Origin of the sequence: Bacillus sp. FSL K6-2841 (assembly GCF_037976435.1) — a bacterium.
Lineage (GTDB): Bacteria > Bacillota > Bacilli > Bacillales > Bacillaceae > Bacillus > Bacillus pumilus.
The window spans coordinates 3,030,105-3,049,420 of record NZ_CP150266.1 but is presented as its reverse complement, the minus strand read 5'-3'; the positions used below and the strand labels follow the sequence as shown (position 1 = coordinate 3,049,420).

At 42.5% G+C, this 19,316-nt stretch carries 18 protein-coding genes and 1 tRNA gene; 16 read left to right on the top strand and 3 right to left on the bottom strand.

Translation table 11 applies throughout. From position 1 onward, the window contains the following. Positions 1-70 precede the first annotated feature (70 nt). Positions 71-649 carry a TIGR00730 family Rossman fold protein gene (locus tag MHH68_RS15690; protein ID WP_058013625.1) on the top strand — a complete coding sequence of 193 codons (579 nt, stop codon included), beginning with the start codon at positions 71-73 and terminating at the stop codon, positions 647-649. 59 nt (positions 650-708) lie between these two features. Here the strand turns inward: MHH68_RS15690 and clpP are convergent, their stop codons facing one another. After that, the gene (gene clpP, locus MHH68_RS15685) at positions 709-1,305 is read right to left on the bottom strand and encodes an ATP-dependent Clp endopeptidase proteolytic subunit ClpP (protein ID WP_024719872.1); all 597 of its coding nucleotides are present in this window, start codon (positions 1,303-1,305) and stop codon (positions 709-711) included. 227 nt (positions 1,306-1,532) lie between these two features. On the opposite strand from clpP, the gene MHH68_RS15680 reads away from it, so the two are divergent. From MHH68_RS15680 to abc-f, 5 genes are all read left to right on the top strand, one after another. Next, entirely contained in the window at positions 1,533-1,838 is a 306-nt protein-coding gene (locus tag MHH68_RS15680; protein ID WP_050944247.1) for a TM2 domain-containing protein, read from the top strand. A 117-nt stretch (positions 1,839-1,955) separates the two neighbouring features. After that, a tRNA-Arg gene (locus tag MHH68_RS15675) sits at positions 1,956-2,031 on the top strand. 764 nt (positions 2,032-2,795) lie between these two features. After that, on the top strand, positions 2,796-3,347 hold the full coding sequence (locus tag MHH68_RS15670; protein WP_058013627.1) for a hypothetical protein: 552 nt from the start codon (positions 2,796-2,798) through the stop codon (positions 3,345-3,347). A 349-nt stretch (positions 3,348-3,696) separates the two neighbouring features. Further along, the gene (locus tag MHH68_RS15665; RefSeq protein ID WP_061409706.1) at positions 3,697-4,866 is read left to right on the top strand and encodes a macrolide family glycosyltransferase; all 1,170 of its coding nucleotides are present in this window, start codon (positions 3,697-3,699) and stop codon (positions 4,864-4,866) included. A 491-nt stretch (positions 4,867-5,357) separates the two neighbouring features. Next, the gene (gene abc-f / locus MHH68_RS15660; protein ID WP_339165814.1) at positions 5,358-6,917 is read left to right on the top strand and encodes an ABC-F type ribosomal protection protein; all 1,560 of its coding nucleotides are present in this window, start codon (positions 5,358-5,360) and stop codon (positions 6,915-6,917) included. A 14-nt stretch (positions 6,918-6,931) separates the two neighbouring features. On the opposite strand, the gene MHH68_RS15655 is transcribed toward abc-f, so the two are convergent. Further along, a complete protein-coding gene (locus MHH68_RS15655; RefSeq protein WP_339163975.1) occupies positions 6,932-8,341 on the bottom strand; it encodes a polysaccharide deacetylase family protein in 1,410 nt (469 codons plus the stop codon). A gap of 321 nt (positions 8,342-8,662) precedes the next feature. Here MHH68_RS15655 and MHH68_RS15650 point away from each other — a divergent pair, with 321 nt between their 5' ends. From MHH68_RS15650 to MHH68_RS15635, 4 genes are all read left to right on the top strand, one after another. Further along, positions 8,663-9,691, top strand: coding sequence for an iron ABC transporter permease (locus MHH68_RS15650; RefSeq protein ID WP_339163972.1), 1,029 nt, complete (start codon positions 8,663-8,665; stop codon positions 9,689-9,691). Further along, positions 9,688-10,689: an iron ABC transporter permease gene (locus MHH68_RS15645; RefSeq protein ID WP_169055743.1), complete on the top strand. Its 1,002-nt coding sequence runs from the start codon at positions 9,688-9,690 to the stop codon at positions 10,687-10,689. Before MHH68_RS15650 ends, MHH68_RS15645 begins: the two co-directional genes overlap by 4 nt. 18 nt (positions 10,690-10,707) lie before the next feature. Continuing rightward, the gene (locus MHH68_RS15640) at positions 10,708-11,613 is read left to right on the top strand and encodes an iron-hydroxamate ABC transporter substrate-binding protein (protein ID WP_061409695.1); all 906 of its coding nucleotides are present in this window, start codon (positions 10,708-10,710) and stop codon (positions 11,611-11,613) included. Positions 11,614-11,752: 139 nt separating this feature from the next. Beyond that, the gene (locus tag MHH68_RS15635) at positions 11,753-11,977 is read left to right on the top strand and encodes a phage holin (protein ID WP_058013638.1); all 225 of its coding nucleotides are present in this window, start codon (positions 11,753-11,755) and stop codon (positions 11,975-11,977) included. A gap of 88 nt (positions 11,978-12,065) precedes the next feature. On the opposite strand, the gene MHH68_RS15630 is transcribed toward MHH68_RS15635, so the two are convergent. Continuing rightward, positions 12,066-12,536 carry a helix-turn-helix domain-containing protein gene (locus MHH68_RS15630; RefSeq protein WP_058013639.1) on the bottom strand — a complete coding sequence of 157 codons (471 nt, stop codon included), beginning with the start codon at positions 12,534-12,536 and terminating at the stop codon, positions 12,066-12,068. A 257-nt stretch (positions 12,537-12,793) separates the two neighbouring features. On the opposite strand from MHH68_RS15630, the gene MHH68_RS15625 reads away from it, so the two are divergent. The 6 genes from MHH68_RS15625 (at position 12,794) to MHH68_RS15600 (ending at position 19,308) form a co-directional block, all read left to right on the top strand. Next, positions 12,794-13,525: a Wzz/FepE/Etk N-terminal domain-containing protein gene (locus MHH68_RS15625; RefSeq protein ID WP_044138999.1), complete on the top strand. Its 732-nt coding sequence runs from the start codon at positions 12,794-12,796 to the stop codon at positions 13,523-13,525. Continuing rightward, positions 13,515-14,198 (top strand): CpsD/CapB family tyrosine-protein kinase, encoded by a 684-nt coding sequence (locus MHH68_RS15620; protein ID WP_058013640.1) that lies wholly within the window; start codon positions 13,515-13,517, stop codon positions 14,196-14,198. Before MHH68_RS15625 ends, MHH68_RS15620 begins: the two co-directional genes overlap by 11 nt. Positions 14,199-14,363: 165 nt before the next feature. Further along, positions 14,364-16,238: a nucleoside-diphosphate sugar epimerase/dehydratase gene (locus MHH68_RS15615; protein ID WP_058013641.1), complete on the top strand. Its 1,875-nt coding sequence runs from the start codon at positions 14,364-14,366 to the stop codon at positions 16,236-16,238. Continuing rightward, a complete protein-coding gene (locus MHH68_RS15610; protein WP_058013642.1) occupies positions 16,204-17,343 on the top strand; it encodes a glycosyltransferase family 4 protein in 1,140 nt (379 codons plus the stop codon). Before MHH68_RS15615 ends, MHH68_RS15610 begins: the two co-directional genes overlap by 35 nt. A 2-nt stretch (positions 17,344-17,345) precedes the next feature. Beyond that, the gene (locus MHH68_RS15605) at positions 17,346-18,185 is read left to right on the top strand and encodes a glycosyltransferase (RefSeq protein ID WP_339163967.1); all 840 of its coding nucleotides are present in this window, start codon (positions 17,346-17,348) and stop codon (positions 18,183-18,185) included. Further along, on the top strand, positions 18,178-19,308 hold the full coding sequence (locus tag MHH68_RS15600) for a glycosyltransferase family 1 protein (protein WP_339163965.1): 1,131 nt from the start codon (positions 18,178-18,180) through the stop codon (positions 19,306-19,308). Before MHH68_RS15605 ends, MHH68_RS15600 begins: the two co-directional genes overlap by 8 nt. Positions 19,309-19,316: the final 8 nt, after the last annotated feature.

The following is a 19,316-nucleotide window of genomic DNA, read 5'->3' as shown; positions in this document are numbered from 1 at the left end:
TGTTTTTTTAAAAACAATTATAGTAGAATGAGTGGGTGAAGTAATCATAGAGAGAGATGGAGCTGTTTTGATGAAAACGATTTGTGTGTTTGCTGGTTCGAATCCAGGCGTGAAGGACGTCTACAAAGAAAAGGCTGTAGAGCTGGGAACTTATATGGCAGAGCAAGACATCCGTCTTGTATATGGCGGTTCACGAATTGGATTGATGGGTGCCATTGCAGATGAGGTCTTAAGACATGGCGGGCAAGTCATTGGGGTTATGCCTAAAGGGCTTTTTAGAGGAGAAGTTGTGCATCAAGAGCTGACAGAGTTAATCGAAGTAACAGGAATGCATGAACGAAAAGCGAAAATGAGTGAGCTGGCTGATGGATTTATTGCGATGCCAGGCGGCTTTGGTACATATGAAGAATTATTTGAGGTGCTATGCTGGGCACAAATCGGTATTCACCAAAAGCCAATCGGCTTATATCAAGTGAATGACTATTTCAATCCGCTCATAGACATGGTGAAGTTTAGTATACAGGAAGGTTTTTCGAATGAATCACATCTCCAATTGTTACATGCCTCGAGCGAACCGGAGGAATTAATCACGCAGATGTCTTCTTATCGAACACCAACTCTTCAGCAGAAATGGACGGAGCTGTCGTAAAGCGTGTTTTCAACACAAAAAACCGTCTGTTCAAGGAGCAGACGGTTTGTTTTGTCATATTATTTTTGTTCTTCTGAGTTACGGGTCAAGACTTTGTCAATGAGTCCGTATTGAAGTGCTTCTTCCGCTGTTTTGAAGTTGTCACGATCTGTATCGCGCTCAATGACTTCAATTGGCTGACCAGTACGTTCAGCAAGTACTTGGTTCAGTTTATCACGTAAAGAAAGGATTCGTTTTGCCGCAATTTCAATTTCTGTTGCTTGACCTTGGGCACCACCTAGTGGTTGGTGAATCATGACTTCACTGTTTGGAAGGGCATAACGCTTACCTTTTTCACCAGCAGCAAGCAGGAACGCACCCATAGATGCAGCCATACCAATACAAATGGTTGATACCTTTGGTTTAATAAATTGCATCGTATCGTAAATGGCCATACCAGCTGTGATTGAACCGCCAGGGCTGTTAATGTAGATAGAAATATCTTTTTCTGGATCTTCAGCTTCTAAGAAAAGCAGCTGTGACACGATGGAGTTGGCAACATTGTCATCGATCGCAGAACCAAGCATGATAATACGGTCTTTTAAAAGACGAGAATAAATGTCGTAAGCTCTTTCCCCACGATTTGTTTGCTCAATGACTGTAGGTATTAAATTCATAATGTTCCTCCTTCACCTTTTAGGTAAGTATGTAATTCAATGATACATTTTTGGTCAATAAAGGTCAAACAAAACGCAATCAAAAAATTCGACATGCACATGTTATTTTTCCCAAAAATTTATTTTCTTAAACCATGGAAAAGTTTAAAAAAATATGGTAAAACTTTCTGTTATGAGGTAATATTACCTATGTTATTATTATATATAGTCAGAAAGAAGGAAAAAGAGTGGATAATCTTTTGGAGAAAAGTAGTTTGACTGATCAACAGCGTATTGTTGTATCAACTGAACTTCAAGCCAAAAAAAAGTCGAAATTAGTTGTATTTATTTTGTGGTGGTTCCTTGGAGCGATTGCCGTTCATCGTTTTTATCTTGATGAAAAGAAAGGCTATGCAGTGACCATGCTTCTACTAGGATGGTTGACATTGTTCATTTGGCCATTTATTGATGGGATTATTTGTCTTGTCAAAACAGTGGATGAAGTAAATGAAAACATGGAACGAAAAATTATTGCATCTGTTAAAAGTGCATAAGTAGACATGTCTGCATCTTTTCGGTGCAGGCTTCTTCTTTGAAGTCATCAGAATATCATTGCTTTCTTGCAGCATTTCCCTTATAATTTGATATGCTGACGTTCAAAAACATATCATGCGCTCGTAGCTCAGTTGGATAGAGCGGTGGTTTCCGGTACCACGTCTGCCGGGGGTTCGAATCCCTCCGAGCGCGTACTTGACCTTGTCTAAGATTGATAAAGGTCCTTTAAAACCCCCTCTTCAGATGGAGAGGGGGTTTTTGTGTTCAATCGTAATTTATCGTTCACTTCCAATAAGGATAGGGTAAGTAAGTGAAAAATGATCATGTTGATCATTGCTAATGATATTTGAGCAGAAAGAGAATGAAAGTGCAAAACGCGAATAGAGAACACTTGCGGTTACAAAGCACCCTAAAAGGTTCTTTTTTCATTACTGGTTACTAAAGAGTGAATTTTTATTGGGAAAATTAGAAGGAATGGGCTGCTGTTATCTACGAGTTATCAAGGTGTTAAATCGAGTAGATACTGGAATAGTAGAGTCAACAGAATCAACTCGATTATAATAAAAATAAACCCCTTTTTACTTTAAGAGAGGGGTTTATTGCTTGTTTTTGAATAGAAAATTAATTCAATCCATACTCGCAGTTGTCTCCATCTACTGAAGAATAAAGCGGGCATACCTACCTTTTTTGATTCTTCTTGTAAATAGCCACAGGTATAATTGTAAGAAGAACAATGATAAATCCTATAATTGATACACTATTTTTTATTGTATTATCATCTACGGTGAAGTTTGTCACTACCATTGCTAATAAGCAAAGAATGATGATTAAATAACTGTATTTCTCTAAAACTTTCACAAAATATCCCTCCAATATGAATCTATAAATTGAAACAATTAGTATAATATGATATTTTTACCGCGTATGCAAAAATAAACAAGAAAGGGGTATATTGGATGCAAGTTGTTTTTCGAAAGAAGGGCGCTATATGCTTAATAACAGCTCTTTTTCTGTTATTTTCAACGATTTTCACAGCAAATTCAACAGCAATTAGTCCTAGTTCAGAGGTGGATGAAGAGTATCAAGAGTTGCTAGAAGTTTTATTGGCGATTGAAGCTTTACCTGACAGCGTTATTGCGGAAGGAGATGGAGCGGTCGTTAAATGGTTGCAAGAGAACTCAAATATCCCTGTTCAACGACATAGTGAAATTGTAACTTTGGGTGTAGTGGGGTGTATATCTGCAGTTGGAACAGCCATTATAACCAATGTTATACCGATAGCAAAAATCGCAAAAGTTAAGTCAGCCATAAAAGCTGCAGGAGGCGCAACAAAATTTGTTAAAACATTGATTCCAGCTTATAAAGCCGCCAGACAGTCTGGAAAGAGTAAGCGGAACGCAGTAAAAATAGCAGTAAATAAAGCCGCGAAAAAAGCTAGCCCTGAAGCAAAAAGAGCACTGCTTGAATTTTTCAATATAGGAAATGTGTATTCAGCGTGCTTTGAATAAATCCTAAAGTATTAAGTTAAAGGTTCTATGACAATAGATGTCTCAGAACCTTTAAAGTTAATAAAGATCTTGGTATCACAATATAGGGTAGTATCAAAGAAAAATAAAGCAGTAAAACAAGAATTTATCTATGCAATCCGATTACTATGGAAAGGCAATCTGCAGAATTTAAAGAAATACTACTTAAAAAATAACAAAGCACATAACTGCATGCTTTGTTATTTTTTCTGTTAACCTCTTAAATTACTAGCCATAAGACTCATTTCTTCCCTTTACAGGCGTATTTGTTGAGCCTGCTGGCTGTATATGATTAACATGGAAGAGAATTGACAATGAGGAGGGGTTTCTTGTGGCGAAGATTTTATTGATTACATTTCCTGCTGAAGGGCATGTGAATCCTATGTTAGGGATTATCAAAGCTTGGGCGGATCGTGGAGATGAAGTGCATGCGGTCACAACTGTACATTATGAGGAACGAATCAAACGCTTAGGCGCTCACGTACATAAACATCCAGACTATATTCGGACATTACATGTGGATGAAGGAAATCTCAATTCCATGCAGCCGTTCTTTCATGCCATGCTACAAACATCATTTGATATTTTAGAGGTGGTGGAAACACTTTCTCAGCAGCATTCATTTGATTTTGTCTATTTTGATATGTTTGGGGCAGGAGAGCTTGTTCGAGATTACTTACAAATTCCAGGGATCGGTTCAAACCCATCTTTTGTGCTGCAAGAGGCGCATTTTGATACACCACTATACAGAAAGGATGAGAAAGCCGATCATCTGTTAGAAAGCATACAAGAGCGCTTTGGCGTTCAGCCAACGCGTTTGATGCAATTCATGAAAAATCGCGGAGAACTGAATATCGTGTATACAAGTGAATATTTTCAGCCGTCTGTTGATGCAGTAAACGACTCATTTGTTTTCATTGGACCGAGCTTTCTAAAAAGGGCAGATCAGCATGATTTCCCGCTGGAAGCACTTGAGCAAGAAAAAGTCGTCTTTATTTCGATGGGCACCGTTCTTGGGGATACAGAAGCATTTTTTAATATGTGTATTGATGCCTTTGCCGATTTTGATGGAAAAGTGGTGCTCGCAACAGGTGAAAAAGTAGATCGATCTCTCTTGAAAGAAGCACCTTCTCATTTTCTGATCGAGCCTTATGTGCCGCAGCTTGAAGTGCTTGAGCTGACAGATGTGTTTGTGACGCATGGCGGAATGAATAGTGTCAATGAAGGCATTCATTATCACGTTCCGATGGTCGTCATTCCGATCGACAAAGATCAGCCGATGGTCGCACAAAGACTGACCGAGCTATCTGCTGCCCGTGCACTTGATAAAGATCAACTGACAGCAAAGCAGCTAAGAGAAACCGTGGAATCTGTTCTGGAAAGTAATACGTACCGTGCTGGAATCGAAAAAATTGAAGAAAGCTTCCAAACAGCAGGTGGAACCGATAAAGCATTGCGGTCGATTGATCAATGGATGAAGACGAAACAGACTCAATCATGAGTCTGTCAGCGTGTAGGCAAACCCTCGCATTTGGTGTCTGACGTTCGTAAAAGTCGAATTCGTTCAGCTTCGGTACCAGCCCTTCTAAGACTTCGAAGGTTTTCTATTACGCTGAAATGAATGGACTCACTTATGCCATATCAGCTTGACAAAAAATAACCAATCTTTTATTGTAAACGTAACAAACGACGGAAGGGTGACCCAATGCAATGAAGTACTAATCCTATGACCTGTAAGCAAAATGAAAAAATGAAGGCAGTGAGCAAACGATTGGTTTGCCATGTTTGCTGCGTTTTCATTTTTTAGCTTCGGAATAGGATGGTACAGCTTGGGAATCAAAGAATGAGGAGATTGATACGGGGGATGTGTGTGTTCATATAGGAACGGCACGTCATCCGAAATTGATCCGCTTATTTTTGTACACCATTTTGCCTCCTATTCTGAGAATGGGAGGCTTTTTCATGTCTCCTGATACGAAAGGAGAGGGTTGGATGTTAGTAAAGGCCAATCAGTTAAAAGTGTTTCGAAAAGATCGATTGTTATTTGATATTGAGGAACTGACCATCCATCAAAGTGACCGCATTGGACTTGTCGGGGCAAATGGAAGCGGGAAAACGACATTATTACACGTGCTCACGGGGCAAGAGAAACCAGACAGTGGCACGTTTGCTGCCACAACGACCTGCACACTGCTTCCTCAGTTAAAACAAGCGGATGGCACACAGAGTGGTGGTGAGATGACCCAGTCTTATATTGAAAGCGCGTTAAACCGTCCTTCTGCCCTTTTGTTAGCAGATGAACCAACGACTCATTTAGATACAGAGCACATTGAGTGGCTGGAAGAGAAGTTGAACAATTATCAAGGAGCCCTTATTGTCGTTTCACATGATCGTGCTTTTTTAGATGCGGTATGTACGGAGATTTGGGAGCTGGATCATGGACGGCTCAATCAATACAAAGGTAACTACACGCAATTTGCACAGCAAAAAGAGTTAGCGCATCGTCAACAGGTGGAAGCGTACGAAGCTTATACCCAAAAGAAAAAACAGTTAGAGCATGCGCTGGAAAAGAAAAAGAAAAAAGCCGACAAAGCGACAAAGCCATCCCAAAAGCTGAAATCATCAGGACCAAAAATTGCAAAGCCCTACTATGCAAATAAACAAAAAAAACTGCAAAAAACAGCCAAATCGATTGAAACAAGAATGGAGAAATTAGAAAAGGTTGAGAAAGTAAAAGACATTCAGCCCATTCAAATGACGCAGCATTCAATGAAAGAAGTAGCGAGCCGTACCATTTTGCGAGTGAAAAATGTAGATGGCAAGGCGGGCGATCAATTGCTTTGGAAACAGGCGAATGTGGAAGTGAGAGGCGGGGACAAGGTCGCCATCATTGGCAAGAATGGGAGCGGAAAAACGACATTTCTCCGAATGCTGGTGAATGGACATCCCGGAGTTTCTCGCTCAGAAGCTGTCAAGCTCGGCTATTTTCGTCAGGATCTTTCAGGATTAAAGGTAGATGAATCGATTTTACAAAATGCGCTGAAAGAGGCAGTTCAAGATGAGACAGTAGTACGAACGGTTTTAGCGAGACTTGGATTTCGAGGAGATGACGTGTATAAACCTGTTGGGGTATTAAGCGGGGGAGAACGGGTGAAGACCATGCTGGCGTCCTTGCTTGTCAGCGATGCCAATGTCCTCATGCTGGATGAACCGACGAACTTTCTAGATCTGGCGGCAGTTGAAGCGCTTGAAGGTCTATTAAAGGATTACCCTGGTACTGTTGTGTTCGTTTCCCATGATCGCAGACTGGTTGAGAAGGTGGCGACTCGCATTTTTCATGTTCATGAAAAGCGTATTGAAGCATTTGATGGGACATATGAAGCGTATAAACAAAAAGACGACAAACCAGCTGTTACCCAAAGAGAAGAGGAGCTGCTGTTAATTGATTTACAGCTGTCTGAAGTGCTCAGCCGGTTAAGTATTGAGCCGTCTCAGGAGCTGGAGGAGACATTTCAAGCATTATTGAAACAAAAGAAATCTTTGGAGTCATAAAGAACACCCCTGTGTTATTGCACAGGGGCTTGTTCATTCCGTTCTTTTTTTAATTGATCAAGTTCACTGACCGTGACGAGCTGATAGCCTTGTTTGGTGAGTTCATGAATGATCTTCACTGCTGCTTGAGCTGAGCTGTCATAAATATCGTGCATCAACACCGTTCTGCCATCTGCTGCATGTGAGAGAACGTGGTTTGTGATCTGCTGGCTGTTGCGAATTTTCCAATCCTCAGGATCAACATCCCATAAAGAGACCTTCATCTCAACCGCTTGATTGATGTCTTGATTTGTTCCACCATATGGCGGTCTAAAGTGCGTAGGTAAATACCCGCTCGCTTTCTCAATCAGCTTCTGAGTGTCCTTCACTTGTTTTACCGCCTCCTTTAAAGGCAGTCTTGTTAATAAAGGATGACTGTAAGAATGGTTTCCGATTTCATTCCCGCCTTTTAGAATATCGGCAAGCATACTAGGATAATACTGCACCCTGCTGCCTAATACGAAAAAGGTCGCATGTCCTTTATTTTCCTTCAGTGCTTCTAAAATTTTTGAGGTGGTCGCTGGGTTCGGACCATCATCAAATGTAAGGGCAATGGCTTTTTTATTTGGATCAAGCTTTGATTTTTGCGGCAGCTTGACGGCTTTTCTTTTCGGATTTGGTTCTTTCATTTCATTTTGATTTTTGGTTTTATTCATATATTCTGGCTTCAATATATCTTTTAGCAGCGTCTTTTTAATTGCGAGTGTTTGCGGACCAAGATCTTCGCCGGCTACTTGAGATGCTGGGAAATAAAATTCTACATATTTCTCTTTCAAGGCAAATTGACTGAAGTTTTGAGCAGTAGGGGCAGTTCCTTTCTGAAGGAGCGTCTGATCCTTAGATAACGTTTTGTCCTTTTGAAGCTCCGAATATGTAATGTAGGATAATTTCTTCAAAAAGTTGGTTTTAGGCAGAAATAAATCTTTTGTGTCAAGAAAGGTTTTTTTCTGAAAATCATAGTTGATCGTGAGATGATTGGTGGTCCCATTTTGCTGACCTGTATAGGTATAAGTCGTAAAGCGAATCGCAGCAGACTGCTTCGCATAATGCACCATATCATAATCAATATTCAGTTCAAAGCGTTTGTTTTCATCGACGTCTTTGGCTTCACTAAACGTCTTTTTGAAATGCTCTAAAGCTGAATTGGCGTAGCTTTGAATCTTGTCATCTAGCTCTTTTTGATGAAAAAGAGGATAGTTGACTGCATATCTCATAAATTTCCCGTCATTTACGAGAGTAACGATTTCGACGTTTTTATAGTTCGTATCCTGCTTTACATTTTTCTTCTCGGTCCCACTTGCTTGTTGATTCTGAAAGAAAGCGACGATTCCAATGACGATCGCAAGTGCAAATAGGCCGATACTCCATTTTCCCTTTAGTGACACAACGTTCAAATCTCCTCTCAAGACGGGCCATTCTTTATCGGTTTGACATCTTTTTGTAATATTTTTATAACATTTGACTTACTTTTGTAATTTTAGAGGATATTCAGGCGGAATGTCAACTATTTTCCTATTAAACTATGAGAAAAAGTGATAGGCCGTTTCAAACGAGCAAACACACTGTATGACACGGTCATCTGAATACCTTCATTAATTAAAAAATAAGGCGTACATTGATTTTTGAGAGGCAGGCAGATATAATTTTGATGATTATGATTCTCATTTTCAAACAGACTTTTAATGAAGAAAAGGATGACACCGATTTTGCAGGATAAGCGAACACCTCAACAAAAACGATCATCATATATTCTGTTCTTTTTGATATTTTTTCTCGCCGTCATTGGTTTGGCGGCTGCCATGTTTTTGGCTGTGTCATATGGTGCCAAAACATTGTCTCTGCAAACGGTTTGGACAGCTGTATTTGACTATCAGCCAGATGTCACAGAGCAGCAGATCATCCATGAATTGAGACTTCCACGTGTTTTAGGAGCGGCTCTTGTTGGAGCGGCATTTGCCGTAGCGGGTGCGCTCATGCAGGGGATCACAAGAAACCCTCTGGCCGATGCGGGGATTTTGGGCATCAATGGAGGTGCGATGTTCGTGGTCGCTCTCTGTTTTGCTTTTTTCCCAGGCATCCCTTATTCGGCACTGATGTTGTTTTCCTTTATTGGTGCAGTGCTCAGTACGCTGCTGATCTTTGCGATTGGTGCGGCTGGCGGCGTTTTGACACCGCTGCGCTTAACTGTAGCAGGGGCCGTTGTGGCTGCATTGCTTCATGCACTTAGCTCTGGAATCGCGATTTATTTTGACTTAAGTCAGGACCTTGCGTTTTGGTATGCAGGCGGAGTGGCTGGTGTGAAATGGCCGCAGCTGACAATTCTTGCTCCGGTCATTCTCATAGTGATCGTCTGGGCGATGCTATTAGGACGGTCACTGTCGCTACTGTCGCTTGGTGAAGATGTAGCGGCAAATTTAGGGGTGAAAACGCGACAAGTGCGAATACTAGGAATGGCAGCTGCTGTATTATTAGCAGGGGTTTCTGTGTCAGCAGTCGGCTCCATTGGGTTTGTCGGTCTTGTTATCCCGCATATCGCACGAAAGCTGGTTGGTGTAAACTATCGTTTCGTCATTCCGATGTCAGCGATATTAGGCGCGGTGCTGCTTGTCTTTGCTGACTTTGCCAGCCGCACCGTTAATCCACCGCGAGAGCTTGCCATTGGCGTGATGGTGGCACTTGTCGGTGTTCCTTTCTTCTTGTATATTGCCAGAAAAGAAGGGAGGAACCTGTCATGAGAGAGAAACAGCGGGCTCTTGTTGTGACGGTCGTTTTGCTTTGTTTAAGTGTGGCTGTTGTGCTTTATAGCTTAAATACCGGTACGCTGAAACTAAATCCTCTTGTGGTCGTCAAAACGTTATTCGGCTTTGGAGATTTTCAAAGTGAAACCGTGCTGTTTGACTATCGTCTGCCTCGAATCGTGGTAACGATGCTAGCGGGAATTGGGCTTGGTATTGCGGGAGGCATTTTGCAAAGTCTATCTCGAAACCCGCTGGCTGATCCAGGGATTATTGGACTGAATGCAGGCGCCGCATTTGGCTTAATCGTGTTTGTAACGTATTTCCACGCTCTAGAAGGCAATCCCTCTCTTCTTATTCCGCTCTTTACATTTGGCGGAGGGCTTCTTGCGGCAGCGGTCATCGTGCTTCTGGCGTATGACCGGCAGGAAGGGCTCGTTCCCATCCGGCTGATCCTAGTAGGAATTGCAGTTGCAGCGGGATTCAGTGCTTTGACGTTATTTTTGTCATTGAAGCTGGATGAAGATACTTACACATTTGCTTCAAGATGGCTTGTCGGCAATGTCTGGGGGAGAGATTGGATTCATGTGTTAGCGCTTTTGCCTTGGATTGTATGCCTTGTGCCGTTTACGCTGATGCAGTCAAGCACGCTCAATGCGTTGACATTAGGAGATGCTGTCGCCTCAAGCGTAGGTGTACGTGTCCAGCGTCAGCGTCTCCTTTTACTGACCTTAGCTGTTGGTTTGGCGAGTGCAAGTGTTTCAATGACAGGCGGTATTGGTTTTATTGGACTTGTCGCCCCGCATTTGGCAAGGCGGCTTGTCGGCTCACTCCATCAATATTTTTTACCAGTTAGTGCGCTGATTGGCTTGTTGATTTTGGTCAGTGCCGATACAATCGGACGTTCCATCTTTGCCCCAAATGCCATTCCAGCGGGTGTCGTTGTGGCTTTTATCGGCGCTCCTTATTTTCTCTATTTATTAGCAAAAACGAAATAAAACAAGAAAGAGGAACTCATCATGAAAAAATTACTTGTGCTTGGTTTAACACTCTGTTTTATCTTGCTTGCCGCTTGTGGTCAACAGGAAACAAAGAATAAAGCAACTCAAAATGATCATGGAACACCGAAAATTGCTTCCTTGTCTATTCATTTAACGAATGACTTATTAGCTCTCGGCATCAAGCCGGCAGGCTCTGTTGTAGGAGGGGATTTAAAAGATTTCCTTCCGCATGCGAAAAAGCAGTTGAGTGGTACGAAGAAGCTGGGCATCGCAGCCGATCCCGATATGGAGTCGCTGCTTGCATTACAACCAGATGTTATTTACATTGATGAAGAACTAGCTGGACAAGACTTATCGAAATATAAAAAAATTGCCAAAACAGAAGTGTTTAATTTAAATAACGGCACTTGGCGCGATCATTTGAAAAAAATCGGCAAGCTCGTCAATAAAGAGAAAGAAGCCGATCAATATATTCAGGATTACAATCAAGAAGCAAAAGAAGTCAAATCGCTCATCAAGCAAAAGATTGGAAACGGAAAAGTAATGGCGATCCGTGTGACGGCAAAGGAGCTTCGAGTATTTAGCATGAAGCGCCCAATGGGTCCAATTTTGTATGAGGATTTAGGCCTCACACCTGTCGATGGTGTGAAGAAACTGGACAGCAAGCGGCCATTTGAAGTGATTTCTCAAGAGGTTCTTCCTGACTATGATGCAGATGCTATCTTTGTTGTCGTGAACCGTGATGATAAAGCCCAGCAAGCATTCAAGCAATTAGAAAAGACGCCGATTTGGAAGGGTCTAAAAGCCGTGAAGAACAACCAAGTTTATCCGATTGCCGATCAGCCATGGCTCGATTACTCAGCACTAGGCAATAAAATGGCATTGGATGAAGCGAAAGAGATGTTTTCTACATCAAAATAAGATGAAATCAGGCATCATTCCTTATATAGGCATGATGTCTCTTTTTTTGATCCGCTCTTCTATTCTTTCGGCTTTTGCATACATATGAGAGAGAACGAGCCGTACCGCCCGTGAAGGCGAAGAAAGGGAGGGGTTACAGTTGGAGGTTCAAAAAATTAGTGCAGGTACAATCGCAAGGTTTGTGCTGCTTTTGCTCGCACTTGTCAACAGTGCGCTAACCGCTGCGGGAAAAAGCCCAATACCTATTGATGAAGAAGGTATTCAGCAATTCATCACGTTAGCCTTTCTTGGGATTACATCTCTCTGGGCCTATTGGAAAAACAATGATATAACGAAAAAAGCACGAACGAAAAAAGCAGAATAAGAGAAAAAAGAGCCTTTTCATGATAAAAGGCTCTTTTTCAGCGAAGCGTCAAACGCCTCTCCCCGCAATTTGACTCTTCCTGAAAGGCTTACGCCCGTCGTTCTCCCATGTTGGCGAGGAATGCTTTTACTTCCTCAATGCTTAAGCCGATGGCCTTCGCTTCACTCATCAGACGCTTCCACTCTGATATATTTGAATCCGTCAACCTTCTATGAGTGACATGTAACGTCCTTTCTTCCTGCTCTTTTCGATACGTTTGGAGCAGCTGATAGAGTTCTTCTTTTGGCATACCGGATTGAACGGCATTGACGATATGCTCCCGCCATTCATGTTCACCACTCTCAGACTCATGAAACATCAACGTCTCTGCATCAAATAGCTCTTGTAAATCAATCTCTAGCGAAGAGGATACCTTTTTTAAAAACTGGACAGATGGATTTCTGTGGACACCACGCTCAATCTTACTCAAATAAGATTTAGAAACATGGGCATCTTCAGCCAGCTGCTGAATGGAGTATCCTTTCCTCTTTCGGTAAATGCGTATCACCTTTCCTATCATTCGATCAATGATCTCCCTTCTCCCTGGCGAATCGTAGTGCGACCTTTTCGTTCATTATAAGAAATAAATTGTTCTTTATAAAATTCAAAAACGTAAGAATCAGGAAGTAAACAAAAGAAAACGAACGATTTTGTTCTTTAAAAAGAACTATAAGACCTATTATGACATTTTTCTTTGCGGGTATTATCTTTTATAATCCAATCATTAACAAAAAGAAACCATATATAACCTTTTTATGATGAAATCGGGAGGTATCTATGAATGAGAATATAGGTTTTAAGCAGCTGTTTTCTGTCATTAAAGAGAAAATGGCCCTTCTGATCCTGATTGTCCTGATCGTAACGGGCATTTCAGCCTACTATCAGTTCTATGTCTCGACTCCTGTATATCAGGCAACCACTCAAATTCTTGTTCATAAACGCAGCAATGACGCACAAGCAAACTTAAACGATATTCAGATGAACCTTCAATATACACGTACCTTTCAAGTTTTATTAAAAAGTCCAATCGTCATTGAAAAAGTAAAAGAAACACTCAACCTCACAGAATCAGCTGAAGGATTAAAACACAAAATTGCCACAAGTACAGAAAATGAGTCTGAGGTCATTAATATTTCTGTACAAGATGAGGATCGCGCAAAGGCAGTCGCCATCGCAAATACTGCAACAGAGGTGCTGCAAGAAGAAATCAAAAAAACCATGAATATGGATCGCATTAATGTTTTGTCTGAAGCCAAGCTGTCCAATACGATTCTCATGAATTCAAGAAAATTCGTTCATATCGTACTGGCACTAGGCGCCTCTTTATTAGGGGGGATAACACTCATTTTCTTAATGAACCTACTCGATGATACTGTAAAACGAACACATCAAATAAGAGAAGAGATCGGATTGCCGTCGCTCGGCAGCGTCTATCAGATGCAGGCAGACAGGAGGGCAAAAAAAGACAAGCAGTCCGTCATAACGGGAGGACAGAACATTGATCTTTAAGAGAAAGAAAAGAGAAAAGAGAGATTTAACCTGTATTTCTGTATTAAATCCTCACTCTGTCATAGCAGAACAATTCCGTACGATCCGAACGAACATCGAATTCACATCAATCCAAACAAGGCTGAAATCCATATTGGTGACATCCTCCTTGCCGAAGGAAGGGAAATCATTTACGGCTGCAAATCTAGCAGCTGTTTTTGCACAGCAGAAAAAGCGTGTGCTGCTGATGGATGCTGATTTGCGAAAGCCGGCTCTTCATGAATATTTTGACCTGAGCCATCACACGGGCTTGACCAATGTGCTATTAAATAATTGCAGCTTGGAGGAAGCCATTTTACCCACACCTATTGAGCATTTAGAGCTGCTTCCGAGCGGAACCATTCCGCCGAATCCAGCTGAGCTGCTCTCCTCTTCTGTCATGAAGCAGCTGTTTTATGAAATTGAACAGCAATATGACATGGTGATTGTTGATTCTGCGCCGCTTCTGCCAGTAGCCGATGCAAAGATCCTAGCGAACCGGACAGATGGGAGCATTCTTGTTGTCTTAAGCGGCAAAACCAAGATAGCTGCAGTGAAGAAATCAAAAGAAGTGTTAGACGGGACAACAGGTAAACTGCTTGGGGCTATGCTAAATGGCAAGAAAGAGAAAAAGGGAAGGCTGTATATGTATTAACAAGATTGATAGGTGATGTCTCCTAATCTTTAACAATGGAGGCACTCGATCCTGCTGTGGGCATGACCAATGCCTTAGATGCTCGTCATCAATAGTGGGATGTGAGGACGGGTTTGATGCCCATTTTACGTAAGAATAGTGATGTTTTAAAAAGGGGGAGGAGCGTTGACTTACGCCCAAAGATTATCAATCATCGTGGCACTAGATTCATATCTCATCTTAGTGGCTGTCTTTTTTGGTTTTCAATTTGTCCAAGAAGCGGCGTTAACTGTTTATACATTTGAAATGCTCGTCATTTCTTCGCTCAGTCTACTCATTGGGCACCATTTGTTTTCGTATATTTTTCACGTGTACAAGCAAGTATGGGCTTATACAGGGGTAAGAGAGCTATTTTCTTTAATGAAGACCTTTGCATGTTCTTTTTTATTTTCAATGGCAATGCTGTACCTTTTCGTGCAGACATGGCCCTTTCGTTTTTTATTCATCGTGTGGCTTTTTCACGTATTATTCATCGGTGCATCTCGAATGGCATCCCGGCTATTTCATGATGGGGCAAAGCGGCTGCAGGTAGAAAAGGAGCGGGCCTTAATCATTGGCGCCGGATCAGCTGGGACCATCATCGTTCGTCAGCTTCAGCAATCGAGTGATGTACATATTGAACCAGTCGCCTTCATAGATGATGACAAGAGGAAACATAAGCTTGAAATCATGGGACTGCCTGTTTTAGGGGGAAAAGAACAGATTCAAACAGCTGTTGTGATGATGGATATTCAAAAGATCATCATCGCCATTCCGTCCAAAAGCAGCCATACGTTAAAAGGGCTGTATAAGGAATGCGTAGCGACTGGGGTCAAAACGCAGATCATGCCGGAGATGGAGCAGATTCTAAAAGGAACCCATGCGCTGAATCAATTACGAGATGTACAGCCAGAGGATTTACTAGGTAGAGAACCGATTCAATTAGATTCAAGCCGTCTATCTGTCCATTTAAAGGGGAAAACGATCATGGTCACAGGGGCAGGTGGATCGATTGGGTCCGAAATCTGTCGTCAAATTTGTGTGTTTGCTCCTCAAGCGATTGTGCTTGTGGGACATGGAGAATTTAGCATTCATTCTATTTTACTAGAGCTGAAAGAAATTTATGGGGACACCATCAGCCTCTATCCGCAAATTGCGGATATCCAAGATAAACAGAAAATGAGTGAAATCGTTGGTCAGTTTCAGCCGGATATGATTTATCATGCCGCGGCACATAAGCACGTCCCGCTCATGGAGATCAGTCCAAAAGAAGCAGTGAAAAACAATATTATCGGGACAAAAAATGTCGCAGAAGCTGCACATGAGCATGGCATTGAAACATTCGTCCTCATTTCCTCTGACAAAGCGGTCAATCCTGCCAATGTCATGGGCGCCACAAAACGATTTGCTGAAATGCTGATCATGCACATGGGGGCAAGCAGTGACACCAAATTTGTCGCGGTACGGTTTGGAAATGTACTCGGAAGCAGGGGAAGCGTCATACCAATTTTTAAGAAACAGATTGAACAAGGCGGGCCGGTCACGGTCACACACCCAGCCATGACAAGATATTTTATGACCATTCCAGAAGCATCGAGGCTAGTCATTCAGGCGGGTGCCTTGGCAGAAGGAAGGCAGATTTTCGTATTAGACATGGGGGAGCCAGTGAAAATTGTTGACCTCGCAGAAAACCTCATTCATCTCTCAGGTTACACCACAGACCAGATTCCGATTACGTTCACAGGCATTCGCCCTGGGGAGAAAATGTATGAGGAACTACTCAACCAGCATGAAAAAGCACAGGAACAAATTTTCCCGAAAATTCATATCGGCCATGCGCTGGATGGAGACCCATATGTGCTGAACCGCTTTATCCATGAATTTGACATGATGAGTGAAGAGCAAATGAGAGAAGCGTTGTTTGCTGCCATCGAATCGCATGATTTGTTGTCTGAACAAATGACAAGAGAGGGGGAAGCGCTTGTCGATGAAGAAAAAAGTCTTGTTTTGCGCAACGGTTGACTATCATTTTAAGGCATTTCACCTTCCGTATTTCCGGTGGTTTCAGGAACAAGGATGGGAAGTGCATACAGCGGCAAATGGTCAGCTGGAGCTTCCCTATGTGGATCAAGCGCACTCGATTCCGATTCAGCGCTCTCCTTTTCATGTGCACAACCGGTTTGCGTATGTGGAGCTGAAGAAGCTATTAGCGAAAGAGCACTACGACTTCATCCATTGCCACACACCAATGGGAAGTGTAATTGGCAGACTTGCAGCCAAAAGCGCGCGCAAAAAAGGGACGAAGGTTCTTTACACAGCACATGGCTTTCACTTTTGGCAAGGAGCGCCGCTTCAAAACTGGCTGCTCTATTATCCGATTGAGCGATGGCTCGCCCGCCATACAGACGCTTTGATCACCATTAATGGAGAAGATTTTAAAAGTGCAGATCGTCTATCAAAAGAACGGGCATCTGTTTATTATGTTCCTGGTATGGGTGTGGATATGAAACGATTTGCACCAGTTCATGAAAAAGAGAAGCAGCGTCTTCGTGCAGTCCATGGCTTTTCTTCAGAAGATTTTATTGTGCTGTGCGCTGGCGAATTAAATGCGAATAAAAACCAAGGAATGCTCATCAAAGCATGTGCCCAGCTATATAGGAAAATACCAAATGTGAAGATCGTGTTTGCCGGGGAAGGGGCCATGCGGCCGATGTATGAAAAGCTGGTTCATGAGCTCCATCTTGAAAAGCATGTCCACTTTGCTGGTTTTTGCAAACAAATTGAAGAATGGATGCACTTGAGTGATGTATGTGTGTCGACTAGTTTGAGAGAAGGGCTTGGCATGAATCTGCTTGAAGCAATGTCTGCGGAAAAGCCGGTCATTGCAACTGAGAATAGAGGACACTGTGAGCTGATCAGACATGGCGTGAATGGTTTTTTAGTCAAACCGCATGATGTGAATGACTTGGCTGAATATTTGCGGCAGCTTTATCACAAAAGGGATCAACTGCCCCTCATGGGAAAAGCAGGGCGCTCCTTAGCACATGCATTTGCACAGGAGCAGACGGTGAGTGCGATGGAAGAAATTTATACAGCTTATATGGATCAAGCAGAGAAGGTGATGTGAGCATGCATAAGCCAAAGGTGTCTATCATCATGGGCGTCTACAATTGCCAAGACACAGTAGAAGAAAGTATTGAATCCATTCTTCATCAAACATATGACAACTGGGAGCTCATCATATGTGATGACGCATCAACAGACGGCACCTATGAAATAGTGCTGTCCTATACAAAACGAGACCCTGAAAGAATTCGCCTTATCCGCAATGAGCATAATCAAAGGCTCGCTGCCAGTCTGAATCGCTGTCTAGCTGAAGCGAGGGGAGCCTTGATTGCAAGGCAGGATGGCGATGATATATCAGTACCTGATCGTTTAGAAAAACAGGTGCATTTCCTTGAATCACATCCTGAATATGATGTGGTCGGGACGGCGATGACCGTGTTTGATGAATCGGGTACTAAAGGTGTACGTGCACTGATTTCAGCGCCTGATCGAAAAGTGCTGGCAAGAGGGACGCCTTTTTGTCATGGAACCATTATGATGAGGGCTGCTGCGTACAAGGCTTTAAATGGATATCGCTCTGTGAAAACAACGAGGCGGATGGAAGATATCGATCTGTGGATCCGTTTTTTTGCTGCGGGGAGAAAAGGCTTTAATTTACAAGAGCCGTTATACCTTGTGAGAGAGGATGAAGCGGCTTTTCAGCGCCGTAAGTTTCAATACTCGATAGATAATGCTTGGCTCGTTTTAAAAGCATGCTGGTTATTAAAATTGTCGCCAGTTCATTATTTGTTTGCGCTAAAGCCTGTGGTCCGCGCCTGTTTATCACCGAAGATCATGAAATTTTATCATCAGCGGAAGCTGACGGCGTCTTTGTTGAAAAGGAGGACGATTCGGGATGAGTGAGCCAAAGCGTGTCCTTCATATTGTGGGCGGGATGAACCGGGGCGGAGCTGAAACGATGATCATGAACATCTATCGTGCACTCGATAGAAATGTCCTTCAATTTGACTTTATTACCCACCGGAAGGATGTCTGTGATTATGATGAGGAAATTCAGAGACTCGGCGGGCGTATCTTTTATGTCCCGAGTATTGGGGCGTCCTCTCCTTTGGCATTTGTCAGAACATTGACAAAGACAATCAAGCGAACAGGACCGTATCAAGCAGTGCATGCACATACAGATTTTCAAACAGGCTTCTCTGCCCTTGCTGCGAAACTGGCGGGTGTGAAGGTGCGCATTTGTCATTCGCATAATACAGCATGGAAACAGTCGCCAAATTGGGTAGACCATATGATGCTCAAAGGATTTCGTCAGCTGATTTTTGCATTTTCTACAAAGCTTGTTGCATGCGGTGAGGATGCCGGTTCCTTTTTGTTTGGTCAGAAAAAAATGAAGAATGGACAGGTTGAGGTGCTGCCGAATGGGATTGATTTATCCCTTTTCTTTCAGCCTGATCCAGAAGAAAAGGTGAAGATCAAAAAGCAGCTAGGTCTTCATGAAAAGAGCATGGTGATAGGTCATATTGGGCGTTTTCATGAACAAAAAAATCACGTTTTTTTTATGGAACTGGCACAGACCTTAAAGAAGCAGGGGGTCTCATTTCAGCTTGTCCTTGTAGGGGATGGACCGCTGAAGCAGGTGGTTGAATCATATGCGGAAAAGGCCGGCTTGTTAGACGACATTGTCTTTACAGGCGTCGTATCAGACGTTCCAGAATATATGAAAGCATTTGATGTATTTGTGATGCCTTCCTTGTTTGAAGGACTTCCGCTTGTTTTAGTGGAAGCACAGGCATCTGGATTGCCTTGTGTGATTTCAGATCATATTACAGAGGAAGTAGATTTAGGCTGCGGTCTTGTGAAAAGAATGTCGCTTCGGGATTCCGCGCATGAATGGATGAAGGCGGTGCTTGAAGCGTATCATGCAGAGCCTCCTCTTCAAGAGACCATTACGTCCCAGCTTGAACAAAGAGGATTTGATGTCAAACAGAACATCACACGTGTGATGAATGGATATGGACTGTAAGGAAGGAA